The 17,119-nt window shown below is 67.9% G+C and carries 18 protein-coding genes, 1 tRNA gene and 1 pseudogene; 8 read left to right on the forward strand and 12 right to left on the reverse strand.

The window, feature by feature from the left end; genetic code table 11:
• Window positions 1-133 precede the first annotated feature (133 nt).
• The 3 genes and pseudogenes from tgt to FNZ56_RS05525 form a co-directional block, all read right to left on the reverse strand.
• Window positions 134-1,291 carry a tRNA guanosine(34) transglycosylase Tgt gene (gene tgt, locus FNZ56_RS05515; RefSeq protein ID WP_143878880.1) on the reverse strand — a complete coding sequence of 386 codons (1,158 nt, stop codon included), beginning with the start codon at window positions 1,289-1,291 and terminating at the stop codon, window positions 134-136.
• 113 nt (window positions 1,292-1,404) lie between these two features.
• Window positions 1,405-2,433 (reverse strand): annotated as a pseudogene (queA, locus tag FNZ56_RS05520) (tRNA preQ1(34) S-adenosylmethionine ribosyltransferase-isomerase QueA); the annotation flags it as partial.
• A gap of 71 nt (window positions 2,434-2,504) precedes the next feature.
• Window positions 2,505-2,936 (reverse strand): Lrp/AsnC family transcriptional regulator, encoded by a 432-nt coding sequence (locus FNZ56_RS05525; protein ID WP_143878882.1) that lies wholly within the window; start codon window positions 2,934-2,936, stop codon window positions 2,505-2,507.
• A gap of 119 nt (window positions 2,937-3,055) precedes the next feature.
• Here FNZ56_RS05525 and FNZ56_RS05530 point away from each other — a divergent pair, with 119 nt between their 5' ends.
• Both FNZ56_RS05530 and FNZ56_RS05535 read left to right on the forward strand, forming a co-directional pair.
• Entirely contained in the window at window positions 3,056-4,552 is a 1,497-nt protein-coding gene (locus FNZ56_RS05530; RefSeq protein ID WP_143878883.1) for an aminotransferase class III-fold pyridoxal phosphate-dependent enzyme, read from the forward strand.
• A gap of 20 nt (window positions 4,553-4,572) precedes the next feature.
• On the forward strand, window positions 4,573-5,031 hold the full coding sequence (locus tag FNZ56_RS05535) for a hypothetical protein (RefSeq protein ID WP_143878884.1): 459 nt from the start codon (window positions 4,573-4,575) through the stop codon (window positions 5,029-5,031).
• 17 nt (window positions 5,032-5,048) lie between these two features.
• Here the strand turns inward: FNZ56_RS05535 and FNZ56_RS05540 are convergent, their stop codons facing one another.
• The 8 genes from FNZ56_RS05540 to rsmD all read right to left on the reverse strand — a co-directional run bounded on the left by FNZ56_RS05540 (window position 5,049) and on the right by rsmD (window position 10,988).
• The gene (locus FNZ56_RS05540; protein ID WP_143878885.1) at window positions 5,049-5,747 is read right to left on the reverse strand and encodes a TMEM43 family protein; all 699 of its coding nucleotides are present in this window, start codon (window positions 5,745-5,747) and stop codon (window positions 5,049-5,051) included.
• The gene (locus FNZ56_RS05545; protein WP_143878886.1) at window positions 5,744-6,634 is read right to left on the reverse strand and encodes an MBL fold metallo-hydrolase; all 891 of its coding nucleotides are present in this window, start codon (window positions 6,632-6,634) and stop codon (window positions 5,744-5,746) included. Before FNZ56_RS05545 ends, FNZ56_RS05540 begins: the two co-directional genes overlap by 4 nt.
• 43 nt (window positions 6,635-6,677) lie before the next feature.
• Entirely contained in the window at window positions 6,678-7,265 is a 588-nt protein-coding gene (locus FNZ56_RS05550; RefSeq protein WP_143878887.1) for a hypothetical protein, read from the reverse strand.
• The gene (gene ggt / locus FNZ56_RS05555) at window positions 7,262-8,962 is read right to left on the reverse strand and encodes a gamma-glutamyltransferase (RefSeq protein WP_143878888.1); all 1,701 of its coding nucleotides are present in this window, start codon (window positions 8,960-8,962) and stop codon (window positions 7,262-7,264) included. Before ggt ends, FNZ56_RS05550 begins: the two co-directional genes overlap by 4 nt.
• A gap of 1 nt (window position 8,963) precedes the next feature.
• Window positions 8,964-9,218 carry a YfhL family 4Fe-4S dicluster ferredoxin gene (locus FNZ56_RS05560; RefSeq protein WP_143878889.1) on the reverse strand — a complete coding sequence of 85 codons (255 nt, stop codon included), beginning with the start codon at window positions 9,216-9,218 and terminating at the stop codon, window positions 8,964-8,966.
• Window positions 9,219-9,355: 137 nt separating this feature from the next.
• Window positions 9,356-9,847, reverse strand: coding sequence for a hypothetical protein (locus FNZ56_RS05565; protein WP_143878890.1), 492 nt, complete (start codon window positions 9,845-9,847; stop codon window positions 9,356-9,358).
• A 20-nt stretch (window positions 9,848-9,867) separates the two neighbouring features.
• The gene (gene coaD / locus FNZ56_RS05570) at window positions 9,868-10,383 is read right to left on the reverse strand and encodes a pantetheine-phosphate adenylyltransferase (RefSeq protein ID WP_143878891.1); all 516 of its coding nucleotides are present in this window, start codon (window positions 10,381-10,383) and stop codon (window positions 9,868-9,870) included.
• Window positions 10,380-10,988, reverse strand: a complete 609-nt coding sequence (rsmD, locus tag FNZ56_RS05575) for a 16S rRNA (guanine(966)-N(2))-methyltransferase RsmD (protein WP_143878892.1) — start codon at window positions 10,986-10,988, stop codon at window positions 10,380-10,382. Before rsmD ends, coaD begins: the two co-directional genes overlap by 4 nt.
• Window positions 10,989-11,068: 80 nt before the next feature.
• On the opposite strand from rsmD, the gene ftsY reads away from it, so the two are divergent.
• The 4 genes from ftsY to FNZ56_RS05595 are packed head-to-tail and all read left to right on the forward strand — an operon-like array spanning window position 11,069 to window position 14,701.
• Window positions 11,069-12,106, forward strand: coding sequence for a signal recognition particle-docking protein FtsY (gene ftsY / locus FNZ56_RS05580; protein ID WP_407070509.1), 1,038 nt, complete (start codon window positions 11,069-11,071; stop codon window positions 12,104-12,106).
• Complete coding sequence (locus tag FNZ56_RS05585) at window positions 12,103-13,398, forward strand: AsmA family protein (RefSeq protein ID WP_143878893.1); 1,296 nt, start codon at window positions 12,103-12,105, stop codon at window positions 13,396-13,398. The genes ftsY and FNZ56_RS05585 overlap by 4 nt, the downstream gene beginning before the upstream one ends.
• On the forward strand, window positions 13,395-14,435 hold the full coding sequence (mutY, locus tag FNZ56_RS05590) for an A/G-specific adenine glycosylase (protein ID WP_143878894.1): 1,041 nt from the start codon (window positions 13,395-13,397) through the stop codon (window positions 14,433-14,435). Before FNZ56_RS05585 ends, mutY begins: the two co-directional genes overlap by 4 nt.
• Window positions 14,432-14,701, forward strand: coding sequence for an oxidative damage protection protein (locus FNZ56_RS05595; protein WP_143878895.1), 270 nt, complete (start codon window positions 14,432-14,434; stop codon window positions 14,699-14,701). The genes mutY and FNZ56_RS05595 overlap by 4 nt, the downstream gene beginning before the upstream one ends.
• Here FNZ56_RS05595 and FNZ56_RS05600 read toward each other — a convergent pair.
• On the reverse strand, window positions 14,683-15,141 hold the full coding sequence (locus FNZ56_RS05600; RefSeq protein WP_143880280.1) for a DUF6491 family protein: 459 nt from the start codon (window positions 15,139-15,141) through the stop codon (window positions 14,683-14,685). The genes FNZ56_RS05595 and FNZ56_RS05600 overlap by 19 nt on opposite strands.
• A 169-nt stretch (window positions 15,142-15,310) precedes the next feature.
• Here FNZ56_RS05600 and FNZ56_RS05605 point away from each other — a divergent pair.
• Window positions 15,311-15,386: transfer RNA gene (locus tag FNZ56_RS05605), tRNA-Phe, on the forward strand.
• Between the two features lie 119 nt (window positions 15,387-15,505).
• On the forward strand, window positions 15,506-16,813 hold the full coding sequence (locus tag FNZ56_RS05610) for a L,D-transpeptidase family protein (protein WP_185970802.1): 1,308 nt from the start codon (window positions 15,506-15,508) through the stop codon (window positions 16,811-16,813).
• Window positions 16,814-17,119: the final 306 nt, after the last annotated feature.

Raw genomic sequence — 17,119 nt, forward strand, 5'->3', positions numbered from 1 at the left:
AGCAGGGAATTATGCCATGCGTCCGGCTTTTTCCTTCTCCCGCTGGCGGGAGAAGGTGCCGAAGGCGGATGAGGGTGGCACTTGGCCACCCCTCGAACTCATGTGGTCGGCGGAGGACAACTCAACCCCACCCTCACCCCAGCCCCTCTCCCGAATGCGGGCGAGGGGTCTTGCGGGCGGCGTGGAAGGACTCCCGGAACGCGGCGAAGGTTCCCTGGCCGATGGCCGAGCGCATGTCCGCCATCAGCTTTTCGTAGTACCAGAGGTTGTGCAGGGTGCCGAGGATCGGCGCCAGCATCTCGTTGCAGCGGTCGAGGTGGCGCAGGTAGGCGCGGCTGTAGCCGCCGGCGCAGGCCGCGCAGCCGCAGCCTTCCTCGATGGTCCGCAGGTCGCGCTCGTATTTCGAATTCCGGATCCGGACCGTGCCGGTCGAGGTGAAGTAGTGGCCGTTGCGCGCGTTGCGGGTCGGCATCACGCAATCGAACATGTCCACCCCGCGCGCCACCGCCTCGACCAGGTCCTCGGGCCGGCCCACGCCCATCAGGTAGCGCGGCCGGTCTTCGGGCAACTGCGGCGCGGTGTGGTCGAGCATGGCGTTGCGCTCGGCCTCGCTCTCGCCGACCGCGAGCCCGCCGATGGCGTAACCGTCGAAGCCGATCTGCTTCAGTCCTTCCGCCGAACGCGTGCGCAGGTCGCGATGCACCCCGCCCTGCACGATGCCGAACAGCGCCGCGTCGTTGCCTGCGTGCGCGACCTTCGAACGCTCGGCCCAGCGCAGCGACAACTCCATCGATTTCTCGACCACGCGCGGATGCACGGGCTGCCCGTCCTTGCCGTTCACCGGCGGGCATTCGTCGAAGATCATCACGATGTCCGAGCCGAGCACCTTCTGGATGTGCATTGATTCCTCGGGCCCGAGGAACACCTTGCTGCCGTCGGTGGGCGCGGCGAAGGTCACGCCCTGCTCGGTCACCTTGCGCCGGTGCGCGAGCGAGAACACCTGGAAACCGCCGGAATCGGTGAGGATCGGCCCGTTCCAGCGCATGAAGCCGTGCAGGCCGCCATGCGCCTCGATGACTTCGAGCCCGGGGCGCAGGAACAGGTGGAAGGTGTTGCCGAGCACCATCTCCGCACCGAGATCGCGCAGTTGTCCGGGCAGCATGCCCTTGACCGAACCGTAGGTGCCCACCGGCATGAACGCCGGCGTTTCCACCGTTCCGCGCGGGAAGGTGATCCGGCCGCGACGCGCGGCGCCGTCGTTGCCGAGCAACTGGAATTGCATGCGGCTCATTGCTCTCCTCCCTCCTTTGGAAAAGGAGGGTCGGGGAGGATTCGCTCTTCCGCGTTCTCGCGCACCGTGGCAAATCCCCCCTGCCCCCCTTTTTCAAAGGGAGGGACGCCATCCGCCTCCGGCCACAACAGCATCGCATCGCCGTAGCTGAAGAAGCGGTAGCGCTCGCGCACCGCGTGTTCGTAGGCGGCGAAGATGCGTTCCTTGCCGGCGAACGCCGACACCAGCATCAGCAACGTGCTTTCCGGCAGGTGGAAATTCGTGAGCAGCGCATCGACGCTGCGGATGCGCACGCCCGGGAACAGGAAAATGCTGGTCTCGCCCGCGAACGGCTGCAGTTCGTCGCCCTGCATCGCCGACTCCAGCGCGCGCACCACGGTCGTGCCGATCGCGACCACGCGACCGCCGGCTTCGCGCGTGCGTCGCACCTGCTGCACCAGTTCCGCGCCGACGTTCAGCCATTCGCTGTGCATGCGGTGTTCGCGGATGTCGTCCACGCGCACCGGCTGGAACGTGCCCGCGCCGACGTGCAGGGTGACGTGGCCGAAATGCACGCCGCGTTCGCGCAGCGCATCGAGCAGCGCTTCGTCGAAATGCAGCCCGGCGGTGGGCGCGGCGACCGCGCCGACCGCGCGCGCGAACACGGTCTGGTAGCGCTCTGCGTCGTCGGCGCCCGGTTCGCGCTGGATGTAGGGCGGCAACGGCATGCGCCCGGCGTGCAGCAGCCAGTTTTCGAGCGATTCCGGAACGTGGAAGCGGAGATGCCAGAAACCGCCTTCCTCGCGCGCCAGCACTTCGGTTTCGCCGCCGGCATCGAGCGCGATGCGGCTGCCGACCTGCGGCGGCTTGCTCACGCCGAGCTGCGCGCGCGCTTCGTTCCCGGGCAGCAGGCGTTCGATCAGGATTTCCACCCGCCCGCCGCTGGCCTTCTGCCCGAACAGCCGTGCCGGGATCACCCGCGTGTCGTTGAACACCAGCAGGTCGCCCGCGCGCAGCAGCGACGGCAGGTCGCGGACATGGCGATCCTCGAACGCGCCCTCGCCCGGCGGCACGACGAGCAAGCGGCTGGCCGAACGCTGCGGCAATGGCGCCTGCGCGATCAGTTCCGGCGGAAGTTCGTAGTGGAAATCCGACTTCTTCATCGAGCAATTGTAGGGCGGGCCTTGGCCCGCCATCGTCGTTCACGATGCGCACAGGCGGGCCAAGGCCCGCCCTACCGCTCGAACTTCGCCGACAGGATGATCGAGGAGGTCGTGCGTTCGACGCCGTCGAGCCCGCCGATGCGGTCGGTGAGCTCGTCCATCTCGGCGATCGCCGGCACCACGCCGATCGCGATCAGGTCGAACGGGCCGCTGACCGAATGCAGGGTGCGGATCTCGGGCATGGCGCGCAGCGCATCCGCGACCGCCGTCATCTGCCGCGGCAGCACGGTGATCATGATGTGCGCGCGGATGTGGCCGCGTTCGGCCGCCTCGTGCACGCGCACGGTGTAGCCGGCGACCACGCCCTCGCGCTCGAGCCGTTCGATCCGGCCCTGCACGGTGCTGCGCGAGAGCTTGAGCTTGCGCGCGATCTCCGCGGTGGAAGCCCGTGCGTTCTCGCGTAGGGCGCTGAGCAGGCGTTGGTCGGTCTCGGAGAGCTTCATTCCGTAGGATCCTCCACGTCGATTCGACGGAATATAGCCGCATTTCGTCGTTCTTCCGACTACCTTTCGCCGGAATTCTCCGGATAATGTCGGTTTAAAGCCCGAAACCGGAGATTCCCATGGCCGTCGTGACCGACCTCCTCGCCCCGCTGCGCGCACATGGCAAGGCCCGCACCAGCGGCCTCGCCGACGCGACGATCCTCGACTTCGCCGGTCGCGATCCGCAGCTGGGCGAAGCCATCGCCGCCGCCGCCGCCGAGTACGAGCGCGTGCGCGCCGAATTCCCGGAGCTGCTCGGCCTGGACGAAGACGCGCAGACGCTGGAAGTGCAGTCCGGCTTCGTCAATTTCTATTCGCACGACGCCGCCAACCCCTACGTCGCGCTGGCCGCGCGCGGGCCGTGGCTGGTCACGCTCAAGGGCGCGGTGCTGTACGACACTGGCGGCTACGGCATGCTCGGCTTCGGCCACACGCCGGAGAAGGTGATGGCGGCGATGGCCCGGCCGCAGGCGGTGGCCAACATCATGACCCCGAGCGTTTCGCAGCTGCGCTTCACCCGCGCGCTGAAGCAGGAAATCGGCTCGACCCGCGGCGGCTGTCCGTACGCCAGCTTCATGTGCCTCAATTCCGGTTCGGAATCGGTGTCGCTGGCCGCGCGCATCGTCGACGCCAACGCCAAAACCATGACCGACCCGGGCGCGCGCCACGCCGGCAAGGCGATCAAGCGCGTGGTGGTGAAGGGCGCGTTCCACGGCCGCACCGACAAGCCGGCGCTGTATTCGGATTCCAGCCGCAAGACCTACGTGCAATACCTCGCTAGCTACCGCGGCGAATCCAGCGTGATCACTGTGCCGCCGTACGACGCGGATGCGCTGAAGAAAGTGTTCGCGGACGCGGAAACCAACGGCTGGTTCATCGAGGCGATGTTCCTCGAGCCGGTGATGGGCGAAGGCGACCCGGGCCGCAGCGTGCCGCCGGCGTTCTACCAGCTGGCGCGCGAACTGACCCGCGAGCACGGTTCGCTGTTCCTGGTCGATTCGATCCAGGCCGGCCTGCGCGCGACCGGTTATCTGTCGGTCGTCGATTACCCCGGTTTCGAATCGCTCGATGCGCCGGACATGGAAACCTATTCCAAGGCGCTCAACGCCGCGCAGTACCCGCTGTCGGTGCTCGCGGTGACCGAAAGCACCGCCGCGATCTACAAGCGCGGCCTGTACGGCAACACCATGACCGCCAATCCGCGCGCGCTGGATGTCGCCTGCGCGGTGCTGTCGCAGCTCACCCCGGAACTGCGCGCCAACATCCAGCAGCGCGGCAAGGAAGCGCTTGTGAAACTCGAAGCGCTGAAGGCCGAACTGCCGGGCCTGATCACCAAGGTCCAGGGCACCGGCCTGCTGTTCTCCTGCGAGCTTGCGCCGCAATTCAAGGGCTACGGCGCCGGCTCCACCGAGGAATGGTTGCGCGAGCATGGCCTGGGCGTGATCCACGGCGGCGAGAATTCGCTGCGCTTCACCCCGCATTTCGCGATGGGCGCGCAGGAACTCGACCTGCTGGTGTCGCTGGTGAAACGCGCGCTGCTCGAAGGCCCCCGCGTGCAGCAGCCGGCTGCGGCGTAAGCGCGTAGATCGCAGGGAAAATGCGGCAGATTGCTGAATTCTTTAGATCGCTCACCGGCCCTGCTTGGCTCTGCCTTGCCGTTGCTTTCGCTGGACTACTCTCCAGCGTATACGCATGGCTTCCTTTGTCCTCTCATCCCGCGCGATTGCCGCTTTACCTTTCTCTTGCGGCCATGGCCGCTGGGCTTATTGCCTTCGCATCTTTGGCTGGGCATCACATCATTACTTGGGAGCATCGCAAGGCGCCACAACCAAAGATTCGCCTGCCTCGCGGGTTTTGGATCGCGGCTTTAGCGGCGCTCACGTATTTTCTTGCGGTCTTTTTGGGAACCTTTGCCATTTATCCGCATGGTATTGACTTGGGTTCGTCGGTCAACCTTCGCATCGCGTCGGCCGCGGCACTTTTCTTCGGCACTTCCGCGCTGGGTTTCACCCAATGGGCCGGGCTTAGAGTGCGTGCATTGCAGGCCGCGGCCTGACAACCCATCCAAGCCGATCAACTCCGGCGGCGGCGCAACCACCACGCGCCGCTGATCACGAGCACCACGGCGACCACCAGCCACAAGATCCAGCGATCGGGTTTCGCCGAAGTTGCATCGGCGACGGTGTCGCTGGCCGCGACGACACTTTCGGGCACCGCATCCGACGCGGGAATCCACACCCCGCCCTGCAACGCCACCTTGCCCTGCAGCGGCGGCAATTCCAGTTCGCGCCAATGCACGCGCAGGTCGCCGACCTGCGGATCGAGCGGATTGTCCGCGGTCCCGAGGCCATCGCCCTCGGGCTGGAACGTCGCCGCGAGGTTCGCCGGCAACGCGGAAAAACTGGGACGGAAATCGTGCCACTGGCCGAATTCCTTGAGCACGTCGTCGTCGATGGCCTTGCCGTCGAGCATCGCGTCGGTCGCGATCCAGTAGCGCGTCTCGATCGGGAAAGCGGCGGGATTGCGATATTCCTTCGCGTAACCCGTCGAATCGATCGGCTGTTCGCTCCATTCCTTGCGGTAGCCCGGCCCGAACCTGCGCCACTGCAGCATCTCGACCTGGCGCTGCAGGCCGAAGCCGCGCGCGGTCACGCCGAACGCGGCATCGCGCGGCGGATGCGCGGATGTCGGCTGGCCCTGCGGGTGCACCGCGTCCTGCGCATGCGCGCCGCCGGCCAGTGCCAGCAGCAGGGGCAGCGACGCAAATTTCATGCGGCCAGCGCCCGCGCGTGTAGTTCCGCGACTTCGTGCGCGGTGCCGAACTTCCCCTTTTCGTCGCGCACGACCTGCGCCAGCGCGCAGCCCGGATCGTGGGTGAAGAACAGGTGCACGTTGCGCGCGAGCTTGTCCTCGAGGAAGGCGCGCTTCTCGTCGATCAGCGTTTCCGCGCAGCGGTCGTAGCCCATGGTGATCGGCACGTGCACCCACGGCCGCCCGGGAATGAGGTCGGCGCAGAACACCACGCCGCCGTGCGCTTCGCCATCCACGATTTCCGGCCCGACGATTTCCGCGAGCATCAATCCCGGCGTGTGCCCGTCGCTGTGATGGAAACGCACGTTGCGGCCCAGCGTTTTCGACCAATCGCCATCCACGAGTTCGAGCCTGCCGCTGGCTTCGAGCAGGCCCGGCAATTCGGGGATGAAGCTGGCACGGTCGCGCGGATGCGGATCGCGCGCGCGTTGCCAATGCTCGCGACCGACGACGAAGGTCGCGTTCGGGAACAGCAATCGCGGCGGCGCGTTTTCTTCCCACGCCGCGAGCAGGCCGCCGGCGTGGTCGAAATGCAGGTGCGACAGCACGACGACGTCGACGTCCTCGTGCGTGAAGCCCGCATCGCGCAGCGAATCGAGCAGCACGTGGTTGGCTTCCTGCACACCGTAGCGTTCGCGCAGCTTGGGTTCGAAGAACGCGCCGATGCCGGTTTCGAACAACACGGTCTTGCCGGCGAGCGGGCTGGCGAGCAGTGCGCGGCAGGCGAGATCGATGCGGTTTTCGCCGTCCGGCGGCGACCAGCGTTCCCACATCGCCTTCGGCGCGTTGCCGTACATCGCGCCGCCGTCGAGCTTCTGCGTATTGCCGCGGATCGACCAGAGTTTCATGCCGCGATTCTAGCGCCGTCGGCGCGAACGGGGCATTACGCCCTCAGCGGCGTTCGACGCCGAAATGGAACACGAACGTGCCCGCGGCCGGATCCTTCGCGGCGACCCGCACCGCCTGCGTCGTGGTGCCCGGTCCGACGCTGCCTTCGCCGGTCGCATCGGGCGCACCTGCGACGAGGCGCAGGCGGCTTTCGCGCCAGCCGCGCACCTCGATGTGCACTTCGCTTCCACCACGGAAATGCAACACGCCCTGCGCATCGCGCGGAACCGCAACGTTGCGGCCATCGCTGTCGTCGAGGTCGTCCTGGCCGAACGCGAACAGCGGTTCGCCGTCGGCGAGCACCGCGAAGCGCCAGTCGGTGGTGCCGGGCGATCCGTCGTGTTCGACCACGATGCGTTCCACGCCAAGCGTCGCGGTCGCGTCCTGCGCGGGCGCCGGTGTTGGCGGCGCCGGCGTCTGCGGCGCGGCTTCGGCCGGCGTCGATTCGGCATCGCGTTGTTTCTGCCGCAGTTCGAGCAGGTTGCCGGCGAGCGTGGTCAGGGCAACGAGGAACACGACGACCGCCGCGGCCCTGGCCGGCAATTGCCGGTACCACGGGGCAGGCTGTTGCGGATCCTGCGGCCGGGTCATGGCGACACCACGACCTTGCCTTCGCCGACCGGATTGCGCGGATCGGCACCGGCGTGCATCGCGTTCGTGCGCCGGTCCCAGTCGACCGCGTGCATCAGCACCAGCGGGTCGGTGTAGTTCTCGACGCGATAACCCATCGCCTGCAGTTGCGCCACGACATCTTCCGGCAGCGCGCCGGGTTCCTCGGTGATCGTGTCTGGCAGGTACTGGTGGTGGTAGCGCGGCAGCGCGACGACCTGCGGCGAATCCATGCCGGCGTCGAAGCCGAGGATGCCGATCATGGTCGAGGTGATGATGCGGCTGCCGCCCTTGGTGCCGAGCACGGCGATGCGATCCGGGCCGAACATGAAGGTCGGGCTCATCGAACTCAGCGGACGCCGGCCGGGCGCGATTGCGTTGGCGTCATAGCCGGTGACGCCAAACGCATTCGGCGTACCGGGCTTGAGCGCGAAATCATCCATCTCGTCGTTGAGCAGGAAGCCCGCGCCGCCGACGACCATGCCCGAACCGTAGGCGAGGTTCACGGTCTGCGTCACCGCGGCGAGGTTGCCGTCGGCGTCCATGATCGAGAAGTGCGTGGTGTTGACCGATTCGTGGGGCGGCAAGGTGCCCGGCAGCATGTCGCTGGGCGTGGCCTTGTCCGGCAGGATCGATGCACGCAGGCCTGCGGCGTAGTCGTCGCTGGTGAGCATGCGCACCGGGATCCGCACCGAATCCGGATCGCCGAGGTAGAGCGTGCGGTCGCGGTAGGCCCGGCGCATGGCTTCCACTTCGTAGTGGATGCGCTGCGCGGGTTCGAGCGACTTCAGGTCCCAGCCTTCGAGGATCTTCAGGATTTCCGCCAGCGCGATGCCGCCCGAGGACGGCGGCGGCGCGGTGACGAGGTCCCAGTTGCGGTACTTGAAGCGGATCGGTTCGCGTTCCTTCACCCGGTAGGCGGCGAGTTCGTCCGCCGTCCATTCGACGCCGTCGGCCTTCACCGCCGCGAGCAGGTCCTGCGCCACCGGGCCGCGGTAGAAACCGTCGAAGCCCTGCGCGGCGATGCGCTCGAGCGTGCGCGCGAGATCGGGCTGCTTGAGCGTTTCGCCAAGTTCGGGAGGATCGCCGTCGGCGAGGTAGACCGCGCGCGTCGCCGCGTAGCGTTCCATCACCGGCTTGCGTTCCGCGTATTCGTTCACCAGGCGCGGATACACCGGGAAACCGTCGCGCGCGATGCGGATCGCCGGTGCCAGCGATTTCGCCAGCGGCAGGCGCCCGTACTTGCGCGCGATGTGCACCAGTGCCGCGGGCAGGCCGGGAATGCCGGCCGAGGTCGCGCCGTTCCACGCCTTGTCCTGGTCGAGCTGGCCGGCGGCATCGAGGTAGCGCGCGGGCGTGGCCGATTGCGGCGCGACTTCGCGCGCATCGACGAACACGTCGCGGCCGCTCTTCGCATCGTGCAGCAGGAAGAACCCGCCGCCGCCCAAGCCCGAGCTGACCGGTTCCACCACCGACAGCGCCGCCGACACCGCGACCGCGGCGTCGAAGGCGTTTCCGCCCTCGCGCAGGATTTCCAGTCCCGCCTCGGTGGCGAGCGCGTGCGCGGAAGCAATCGCGACGCCGGGCGGATGCGCCGGGCGCGAATCGCGCGCGGTGGCCGGCATGGCCAGCAGGCCGCACAGCAGCAGCGAGAACACAAAGGGAATGCGTTTCAGCATGTCACGCGTCTCCGGCCTGCAGCCGCGCGAGCTTGGCCAGCAACTGCACCTGCGTTTCCGGATGCTCGAGATCGGGGTCGATGCATTCGACCGGACAGACCACGACGCATTGCGGCTCGTCGAAATGGCCCACGCATTCGGTGCACAGCGCGGGATCGATCACGTAGATGTCCGGGCCCTGCGAAATCGCCTTGTTCGGGCACGCCGGCTCGCAGACATCGCAGTTGACGCAGAGTTCGTTGATCTTCAGCGACATGGGCGTTCTGTCATTCCGAGCCGAAGGCGACGAACCTGCTTTTCCACCTTACGAGCAAAGCAAAGCAGATCCCTCGCCTGCGCTCGGGATGACGCGCCGGCAAAGGCGCCCGCGCATCGCGCGGGCGCGCCGTTGCGTCACTTCGCCTCGACGAACACGTAGGTCACGCCGGCCGGTTCGACCGCGGCCTTGACCCGGTCGTTGTCGGCGGCGGCACCGATGAACAGCACCTTCACGCCCTTCATCGTGCCCGGTTGCACGCCCGTGAACGCGGCGACGACGAGGTCGGCCATCTTCGCCGAGGACGGACCGCCGTAGGCCAGCATGTTGCCGGCGATGATGCCGCGGGCGACGTCGCTCTTGGCCTTGTCGAGCAGGCTGTCGTACTGGTCCTGGAAGTCGGCGGCGCTTTCGGCCGGCAGCAGGTAGGCGTAGGGATTCGGGTTGCTGACGCCATCCATGTTGCGGGTGACGATGTCGCCCATGTAGTCCATCCATGCCTGCTTGTTGGCAGGATCGGTCGGCATCGCGACCGCCGGTTTCTCGGCCTTCGGCGCCTCGGCCTTCTTGCAGGCCGCGAATGGCAGCACCAGGCAGGCGATCAGCATCAGTCGGAACAAGGTTTTCATCGTATTTCCCCCAAGGTGGTTCAGGTGTCGGGTCGATCCCGGCCGTGCGTCCATTGTGCCTGCAACGCGGCGGCTACCGCCGGCGGCACGAACGGCGACACGTCGCCGCCGAGCCGGGCGATCTCGCGCACCAGCGAGGACGAAATGAAGCCGTACTGCTCGGCCGGGGTGAGGAACAAGGTCTCCACGCCTGGGATCAGGTGCCGGTTCATGCTCGCCAGCTGGAATTCGTATTCGAAATCGGACACCGCGCGCAGGCCGCGCAGGATGACGCCCGCGCCGATCTCGTCGACGAAGCGCGCCAGCAATGTGTCGAAGCCGCGGACTTCCACGTTCCGGTGCCGGGCCAGGGCGTTCCGCGCCAGGTCCACGCGCATGCCGAGGTCCAGCGCCGGTCCCTTGCCGGTGCTCGCGGCGACCCCGACCACCAGCCGCCCGAACAACGGCGCGGCGCGGTCGACGAGGTCGATGTGACCGTTCGTGATGGGGTCGAACGTGCCCGGGTAGACGGCGATGCGGTTGCGGGCCTCGCTCATTCGGGGGGCACGCCTGGCTCGGATGGGTCTGCCGGCAGTGTAACCCGCCGGTACAGGGCATAGCGCGCCTCGCGGGTCCGGCCCTCGCGGTGCAGGCGGAAGGCGGTTCCGGGCTCGGGCTCGAGCGTGAATGGCGATTCCACGTACACCCAGGCGTCGTCCGCGAGCCACGGCGGCAGTGCGGCGAACGCCGCTGGCCAGAGGTCCGCGGCGAACGGCGGATCGAGGAAGACGATGTCGAAGCGTCCGTGCAGCGGTGCGCGCAGGAAGGCGAGCGCATCGGCGACGACGACCCCCGCTTCGCCTTCGGCCCGCAACTTCGCGACGCTCTGCCGCAGCGATTCGGCGAGTTTCGCGTCGCGTTCCACCAGCATCGCCTCGCGCGCGCCGCGCGATAGCGCTTCCAACCCAAGCGCACCGCTGCCCGCGAACAGGTCGAGCACGCGCGCACCGGGCAAGATGGATGCCAGCCAGTTGAACAGGGTTTCGCGCACGCGATCGGACGTCGGGCGCAGCCCGGCCATGTCCGCGACCGGCAAGCGCGTACCGCGCCAGCGCCCGCCGATAATGCGAACCGAGCCCGGCGTCGATTGCGCGCGGCTCATGCCGATCCCTGCGCGCGAGGCGTGAATGGGGCGGGTGTTACCATTTCCGCATTCTCTCGCATCGCATCGTGTCCGGCGCCATGGCCAGCTGGTTCCGCCGCAACAAGCCCGCAACCGCGCCCGCCGTCGAATCGCCCGCTCCGCACGCGGCCACGACCGACACCAGCGCGGATGTTTCGCCTTCCGCCGAACCGGCCGCACCCGGCAAGCCCGGCTGGCGCCAGCGCATCGGCAGCATCCTGACCCGCGACATCGCCGAACTGTTCGGGCGCAATCCGCGCCTCGACGACGACCTGCTCGACGACATCGAAACCGCGCTGCTCACCGCCGACGTCGGCGTCTCCGCGAGCACCGAACTGGTCGAAGGCCTGCGCAAGCGCATGAAGGCGCGCGAATTCGCCGATGCGAATGCGCTGCTGAAGGCGCTGCGCGACGACCTGGTCGCGATGCTGAGTCCGGTCGCGCAGCCGCTGCAGGTCGACGCGACGCGCAAGCCGTTCGTCATCCTCACCGTTGGCGTCAACGGCGTCGGCAAGACCACGACGATCGGCAAGCTCGCGCGACGTTTCCAGGACGAAGGGCATTCGCTGATGCTCGCCGCCGGCGACACCTTCCGCGCCGCCGCGGTCGCGCAGTTGCAGGCATGGGGCGAACGCAACGGCGTGGCCGTGGTGGCGCAGGGCCAGGACGCGGACCCGGCATCGGTCGCGTTCGACGCACTGCAGGCGGCGAAGGCGCGCGGCATCGACGTATTGATCGCCGACACCGCCGGCCGCCTGCACACGCAGCAGGGCCTGATGGCCGAACTCGGCAAGATCCGCCGCGTGATCGGCAAGCTCGACGCCGACGCGCCGCACGAAGTGCTGATGGTGATCGATGGCACCACCGGCCAGAACGCGATTTCGCAATTGCGCCAGTTCAACGAGGCGGTGAAGGTCACCGGCCTGGTCGTGACCAAGCTCGACGGCACCGCCAAGGGCGGCGTGGTGTTCGCACTGGCGCGCGAATTCGGCATCCCGATCCGCTACGCCGGCATCGGCGAACGACCGGAAGACCTGCGCGTGTTCGATGCCGAAGCCTTCGTCGATGCGCTGCTGCCAGAAACGCTGGGCGCGTGAACGCGGACGCGCCGGCGCGCCCGCATCCTCGTTCCGGACGACCGCTGCGGCTGGTCGCGATCCTCGCCGCATTGGCGCTCGCGTTGGTGCTGGCCGTCGGCTGGCTGCTGCAACCGCAACGCGCGGTCGGTTTCCTGCTGGCTCGCGTCAGTTCCGCGCTCGGCCTCGAGATCACCGCGAGCGGCGCGGTCGAATACCGCCTGCGCGGCACACCGCAAGTGGTGGTGCGCGACCTGGTCGCGCGCGAACCCGGCGCGACGGCGCCGATCCTGCGTGCGCAACGCGTGCTGCTGGCCTTGCCGTGGTCGACGATCCGCGCGCGCGGAAACGACCTCACCGTGACGCGGATTGAACTCGATGCGCCAGTGTTCGACTTGCCCGCGTTCCAGCACTGGCAGGCAACGCGTCCGCCGAGCGAAACGCGCGTCCCGACGCTGACCAACGGACTCCGCATCCGCGACGGCATGGTCGCCAACGACGACTGGCGCATCCAAGGGCTCGCCGTCGACATCGCCGAATTGCATCCGGAGCGCATGCTGCGCATGCGCGTGCGCGGCCGCTACCTCGATCCGCCGCTGTCGATTCCCGCCGACCTCGCCATCGCGGTCGCCAATCCGTTGCGCCTGGCGAAGGGCAGCGCGAGCGGCGTCGCCGGCGTCGGGGCGCTCGATTTCGCCGGCGATGGCTGGCGCGTGCCCTCGAAGGTGACGCTGTCGGGACCCTTGCGGCTTGGCAAGGATTCCGCGCTGGTGAAACCAATGGCCTTCGGCATGGCCGCGCGCTACGAATCCGCTTCGACGAAATTGCCGTTCGTGCTCGGCCTGCACGGGCCGATGTCGTTCAACAACGCGACCTGGCGCGTGGTGCCGATGCAGGCGGTGCTGCGCGGCGGCGACACGATGCCGGACCTGCGTGGCCGCGGCAGCCTGTCGCTGGGCCGGCAACTCAGGCTGCATCTCGGCGGCGAAATCGCGGCGTGGCCGGCGGGCTGGCCGGCGCTGCCCCCGCCGCTCGCGCAATCGAACTCGCCGTTGCCGTTCGCGCTGGATTACACGGGTCGCATGGACCTCGCCGATGTCGCCTCGCTCGAACTGCAACGCGACGACACGCGTTTCGAAGGTCGCTTCCGCACCACCGACATCACCGCTTGGGCGAACGCGGAGACGCAAGGCTCGCCGCTGCCGCCGTTGTCGGGTCGCTTGGGTACGCCGCGACTCGACATCGCCGGCGCGACGCTGGAAGGGGTGGAAGTGGAACTCGACGATCCGGATCTGCCGCCGGCGAAGAAATGAGCGATTTCGCGAATCGCCTGCTCGCGTGGTTCGACGCCAACGGCCGCCACGACCTGCCCTGGCAGCATCCGCGCACGCCGTACCGCGTGTGGTTGTCGGAGGTGATGCTGCAGCAGACCCAGGTGCGCGTGGTCATTCCCTACTTCGAACGCTTCGTCGCCACGCTGCCCGACGTGCGCGCGCTGGCGAATGCGCCCATCGACGAGGTATTCGCGCTGTGGTCCGGGCTCGGTTACTACGCCCGCGCGCGCAATCTGCATGCGGCGGCGAAAATCTGCGTCGAACGCCACGGCGGCGAACTGCCGCGCGATTTCGATGCGCTGGTCGCATTGCCCGGCATCGGCCGCAGCACCGCCGGTGCGATCCTCGCGCAGGCCTGGGGCGAGCGTTTCGCTATCCTCGACGGCAACGTCAAGCGCGTGCTGTGCAGGATGCATGGCATCGAAGGCTGGCCAGGCACGCCGGCGGTCGAGAAACGCTTGTGGGAAATCGCGCAAACGCAGTTGCCGGATGCGCGCCTCGCCGACTACACCCAGGCACAGATGGATTTCGGCGCGACGCTGTGTACCCGCGCCGAACCGGCCTGCGTGCTGTGCCCGCTGCAACGCGAATGCGTCGCGCTGCGCCAGGATCGCGTGCGCGAACTGCCGACGTCCAAGCCCGGCAAGCCCCTGCCGGAACGCCATGCGCTGTTGTTGCTGCTACGCGATGCGGAGGATCGCGTGCTGCTGCAACGACGCGCGCAGGCCGGTGTCTGGGCCGGGCTGTGGTCGCTGCCCGAAGCCGAGGACCACGCCACCGCGCGGAACTGGTTCGAAACGCACATCGCCGGCGATTACGACGCCGCGCAGGCGCTCGCGGCCATCGACCACGGCTTCACCCATTACCGATTCGCGATGCAACCGCTGGAATGGCGCGAAGTCGCGCTGCGCGAAGGCGTGCGCGACAATGCCGACCTGCGCTGGATCGCGCGGGCGGAACTGGCTTCGCTCGGCATCCCGGCACCGGTCAGGAAATTGCTGGAAGGACGCACATGACGCGGCAGGTGTTCTGCGAATACGAACAGCGCGAAACCGAAGGCCTGGATTTCACGCCCTGGCCGGGCGAACTTGGCAAGCGCGTCTATGCGCACATCGGCAAGGCGGCGTGGGCCGCGTGGCTCGCACACCAGACCATGCTGATCAACGAGAATCGGCTGTCGCCGATGAACCCACAGCACCGCGCGTTCCTGGAACAGGAAATGCTGAAGTTCCTGTTCGAGCGCAACGCGGACAAGCCCGCGGGTTACGTGCCCGAAGGCTGATCCGCCGGCGCCTGCGTCGCGTCGTGCTCGCCGCGTTCGGCCTGCTTGATCGCCTTCACGTCGAGCGGGCGGATCGTTTCGATGATGCATGGTAGGTTCCTCATCGGACTGCCGTCGCGCACCAGCACCTTGTCGAACTTCGCGCTCACCGTGCCGGCCGACGAAGTCAATCCGATGAACGGCGTGAATTCGAGGCCGTTGCACGTGCCGTCGAGATCGAGCAGCCACGCTTCGCTCGGACGCGTCCACACTGCGACGGTGCGATCGTCCAGCGATGTCCAGCTGTCGAGCCGGCCGAAGAAGTGGAAGCTGCGCACCGGCGCGCCGGCATGGGCGCGGTACAACGCCAGTTTCGCGGCATCGCGCTCTGCGCGATCGGTGGCGCAGGCGGCCAGCATCGGCGCGAGCAGGAGGGACACGACTGCGAACCGGGTGAACATGGATGGGGGTTTCATGGCAGGCCTCCGGGGCGGGAATCGCACCGCCACGACCATGATGCGCGCCTCGGCAAGAGACGGATCGCCTTCGCGGCACGGGCATTCAGCCGCCATCCGGCTTGCCCGCGACGGGCGCGATCCGTATCATGCGCGGCTCGGTTTTACCGGCCTTGGCCGGGTAGCTCAGTTGGTAGAGCAGGGGATTGAAAATCCCCGTGTCGGGGGTTCGATTCCCTCCCCGGCCACCATTCCGGAAAATCGACCGAAGCAACCCGCGCCTCGCCTCGCGGGTTTTTTCATGTCCGGACGACACCCGTTATCGCGTAATGATGCGATGAACGCCCATCCTTCGAGCCGTGATCCCGACATGCGCATGCCCGTTCGCCGCCTCCTCGCCCTGTGCCTGCTCGCCTGCGCGTTGCCGAACGCATGGGCGGCGGGCGCCGATTTCGGCAACGTCAACGGCGCCGTGGACGGCAAGGCATTGCGCCCGGTGGCGCAGGCGAACCCGCTGGCGGCGAAGAACGCCGGCCCGATCGCGCTGGTCGACGGCGAATTGCCGGAACGCAGCCTGCTGCGCGCGCAGATCCTGCTCGAGCGCGCGCACTTCTCTCCCGGCGAAATCGATGCCGGCGAAGGCAGCAACACCACGCGCGCCATCGCCGCGTTCCAGCGCGCGAACGGCCTCGCCGGTTCCGGCCAACTCGACGATGCGACCTGGGCCGCCCTCGACGCCGACACCGGTCCCGTGCTCGACCGCTACACCCTCACCGATGCCGACATCGCCGGGCCTTACGTTTCGGTACCGGGCAGCATGCTGGCCAAGGCGAAGCTGAAGAAGCTGGGGTACGGTTCCCTCGACGAGATGCTGGGCGAGCGTTTCCACTCCAGCCCGACGCTGCTGCACCGGCTCAATCCGGGCAAGGCCTTCGTCGCGGGAACGGAACTGCTGGTGCCGAAGATCGATGCCGCGCCGCTCGCCGCACCGAGCCGCGTGCTGGTGCTCGGCGACGATTACTCGGTGAACCTGGTCGATGGCGAAGGCCGCATCTACGCGCGCTTCCCCGCGACCTACGGCAGCGTCCACGATCCGCTCCCGGTCGGCGACTGGGACATCCGCGGCGTCTGGCGCAACCCGACCTACCACTACAACCCCGCGCTGTTCTGGGACGGCAACCGCAACGACCCGAAGGCGACGATCCAACCCGGCCCGAACAATCCCGTGGGCGTGGCGTGGATCAGCCTGTCGAAACCGCACGTCGGCATCCACGGCACGCCGGAGCCTTCGCGCATTTCCAAGACCCAGTCGCACGGCTGCATCCGCCTCACCAACTGGAGCGTGCTGCAGGTCGCATCCGCGATCGGCGCCGGCACGCCGGTACTGATCAGCGAAACGATGCCCTCGCCGGACACCCTGCGCACATCGGTGGCGGCTGCGCCGACGACTGTCGAAGCGCCGTTGCCGACGCCAACGACACTGCCGACGCCCGCTTCCACCACCGTGCCTGCACCCGCCGACGTGCCTAGCGACGCGAACCTGCCGACGCCTTCGACAATTCCACCTGCGCCCGCGGATGCGCTGCCAACCACGACCCCGCCGCCGCAATCCCAGCCCGCACCGACGCCGCCGGCGATACCGGACGAAACGCAGCCCGCGCCGCCGCCCGCGGGCTGAACGAAACTTCAGCCATGCGCGATGCGTTCACGCGATGGCGAAATCCCGATGGTCAGGATGGCGCGAACGCCACCGACAGGGATTTCCGATGCGCGCGACTCCGCGTATGCACAGGCTGCTGCCTGCCACGCTTCCCCTACTGCTGATCGCTGCGTGCACGCGCTCGCCGAGCCCGGCGACATCGCAAGCGCAGCCACCAGCGAACGCACCCGTGCCTTCCACGACCCGGCAGCCGGGGGCGAAAGCACCGGATTACGCAACCACCGGGATCGACGTCAACAGCATCGTGGGCGAATCCGTCGAGGC

Origin of the sequence: Lysobacter lycopersici, from assembly GCF_007556775.1 — a bacterium.
Lineage (GTDB): Bacteria > Pseudomonadota > Gammaproteobacteria > Xanthomonadales > Xanthomonadaceae > Pseudoluteimonas > Pseudoluteimonas lycopersici.

Excerpts from the sequence above, each read along its gene's own strand:
- FNZ56_RS05565 (WP_143878890.1), bottom strand. The coding sequence starts at position 9,847 with ATGAAAACCTTGTTCCGACTGATGCTGATCGCCTGCCTGGTGCTGCCA.
- FNZ56_RS05545 (WP_143878886.1), bottom strand. The coding sequence starts at position 6,634 with ATGAAACTCTGGTCGATCCGCGGCAATACGCAGAAGCTCGACGGCGGC.
- mutY (WP_143878894.1), top strand. The coding sequence starts at position 13,395 with ATGAGCGATTTCGCGAATCGCCTGCTCGCGTGGTTCGACGCCAACGGC.
- FNZ56_RS05550 (WP_143878887.1), bottom strand. The coding sequence starts at position 7,265 with ATGACCCGGCCGCAGGATCCGCAACAGCCTGCCCCGTGGTACCGGCAA.
- FNZ56_RS05540 (WP_143878885.1), bottom strand. The coding sequence starts at position 5,747 with ATGAAATTTGCGTCGCTGCCCCTGCTGCTGGCACTGGCCGGCGGCGCG.
- FNZ56_RS05525 (WP_143878882.1), bottom strand. The coding sequence starts at position 2,936 with ATGAAGCTCTCCGAGACCGACCAACGCCTGCTCAGCGCCCTACGCGAG.
- FNZ56_RS05600 (WP_143880280.1), bottom strand. The coding sequence starts at position 15,141 with ATGTTCACCCGGTTCGCAGTCGTGTCCCTCCTGCTCGCGCCGATGCTG.
- tgt (WP_143878880.1), bottom strand. The coding sequence starts at position 1,291 with ATGAGCCGCATGCAATTCCAGTTGCTCGGCAACGACGGCGCCGCGCGT.
- FNZ56_RS05595 (WP_143878895.1), top strand. The coding sequence starts at position 14,432 with ATGACGCGGCAGGTGTTCTGCGAATACGAACAGCGCGAAACCGAAGGC.
- ggt (WP_143878888.1), bottom strand. The coding sequence starts at position 8,962 with ATGCTGAAACGCATTCCCTTTGTGTTCTCGCTGCTGCTGTGCGGCCTG.
- ftsY (WP_407070509.1), top strand. The coding sequence starts at position 11,069 with ATGGCCAGCTGGTTCCGCCGCAACAAGCCCGCAACCGCGCCCGCCGTC.
- FNZ56_RS05530 (WP_143878883.1), top strand. The coding sequence starts at position 3,056 with ATGGCCGTCGTGACCGACCTCCTCGCCCCGCTGCGCGCACATGGCAAG.
- FNZ56_RS05610 (WP_185970802.1), top strand. The coding sequence starts at position 15,506 with ATGCGCATGCCCGTTCGCCGCCTCCTCGCCCTGTGCCTGCTCGCCTGC.
- FNZ56_RS05560 (WP_143878889.1), bottom strand. The coding sequence starts at position 9,218 with ATGTCGCTGAAGATCAACGAACTCTGCGTCAACTGCGATGTCTGCGAG.
- FNZ56_RS05535 (WP_143878884.1), top strand. The coding sequence starts at position 4,573 with ATGCGGCAGATTGCTGAATTCTTTAGATCGCTCACCGGCCCTGCTTGG.
- coaD (WP_143878891.1), bottom strand. The coding sequence starts at position 10,383 with ATGAGCGAGGCCCGCAACCGCATCGCCGTCTACCCGGGCACGTTCGAC.
- rsmD (WP_143878892.1), bottom strand. The coding sequence starts at position 10,988 with ATGAGCCGCGCGCAATCGACGCCGGGCTCGGTTCGCATTATCGGCGGG.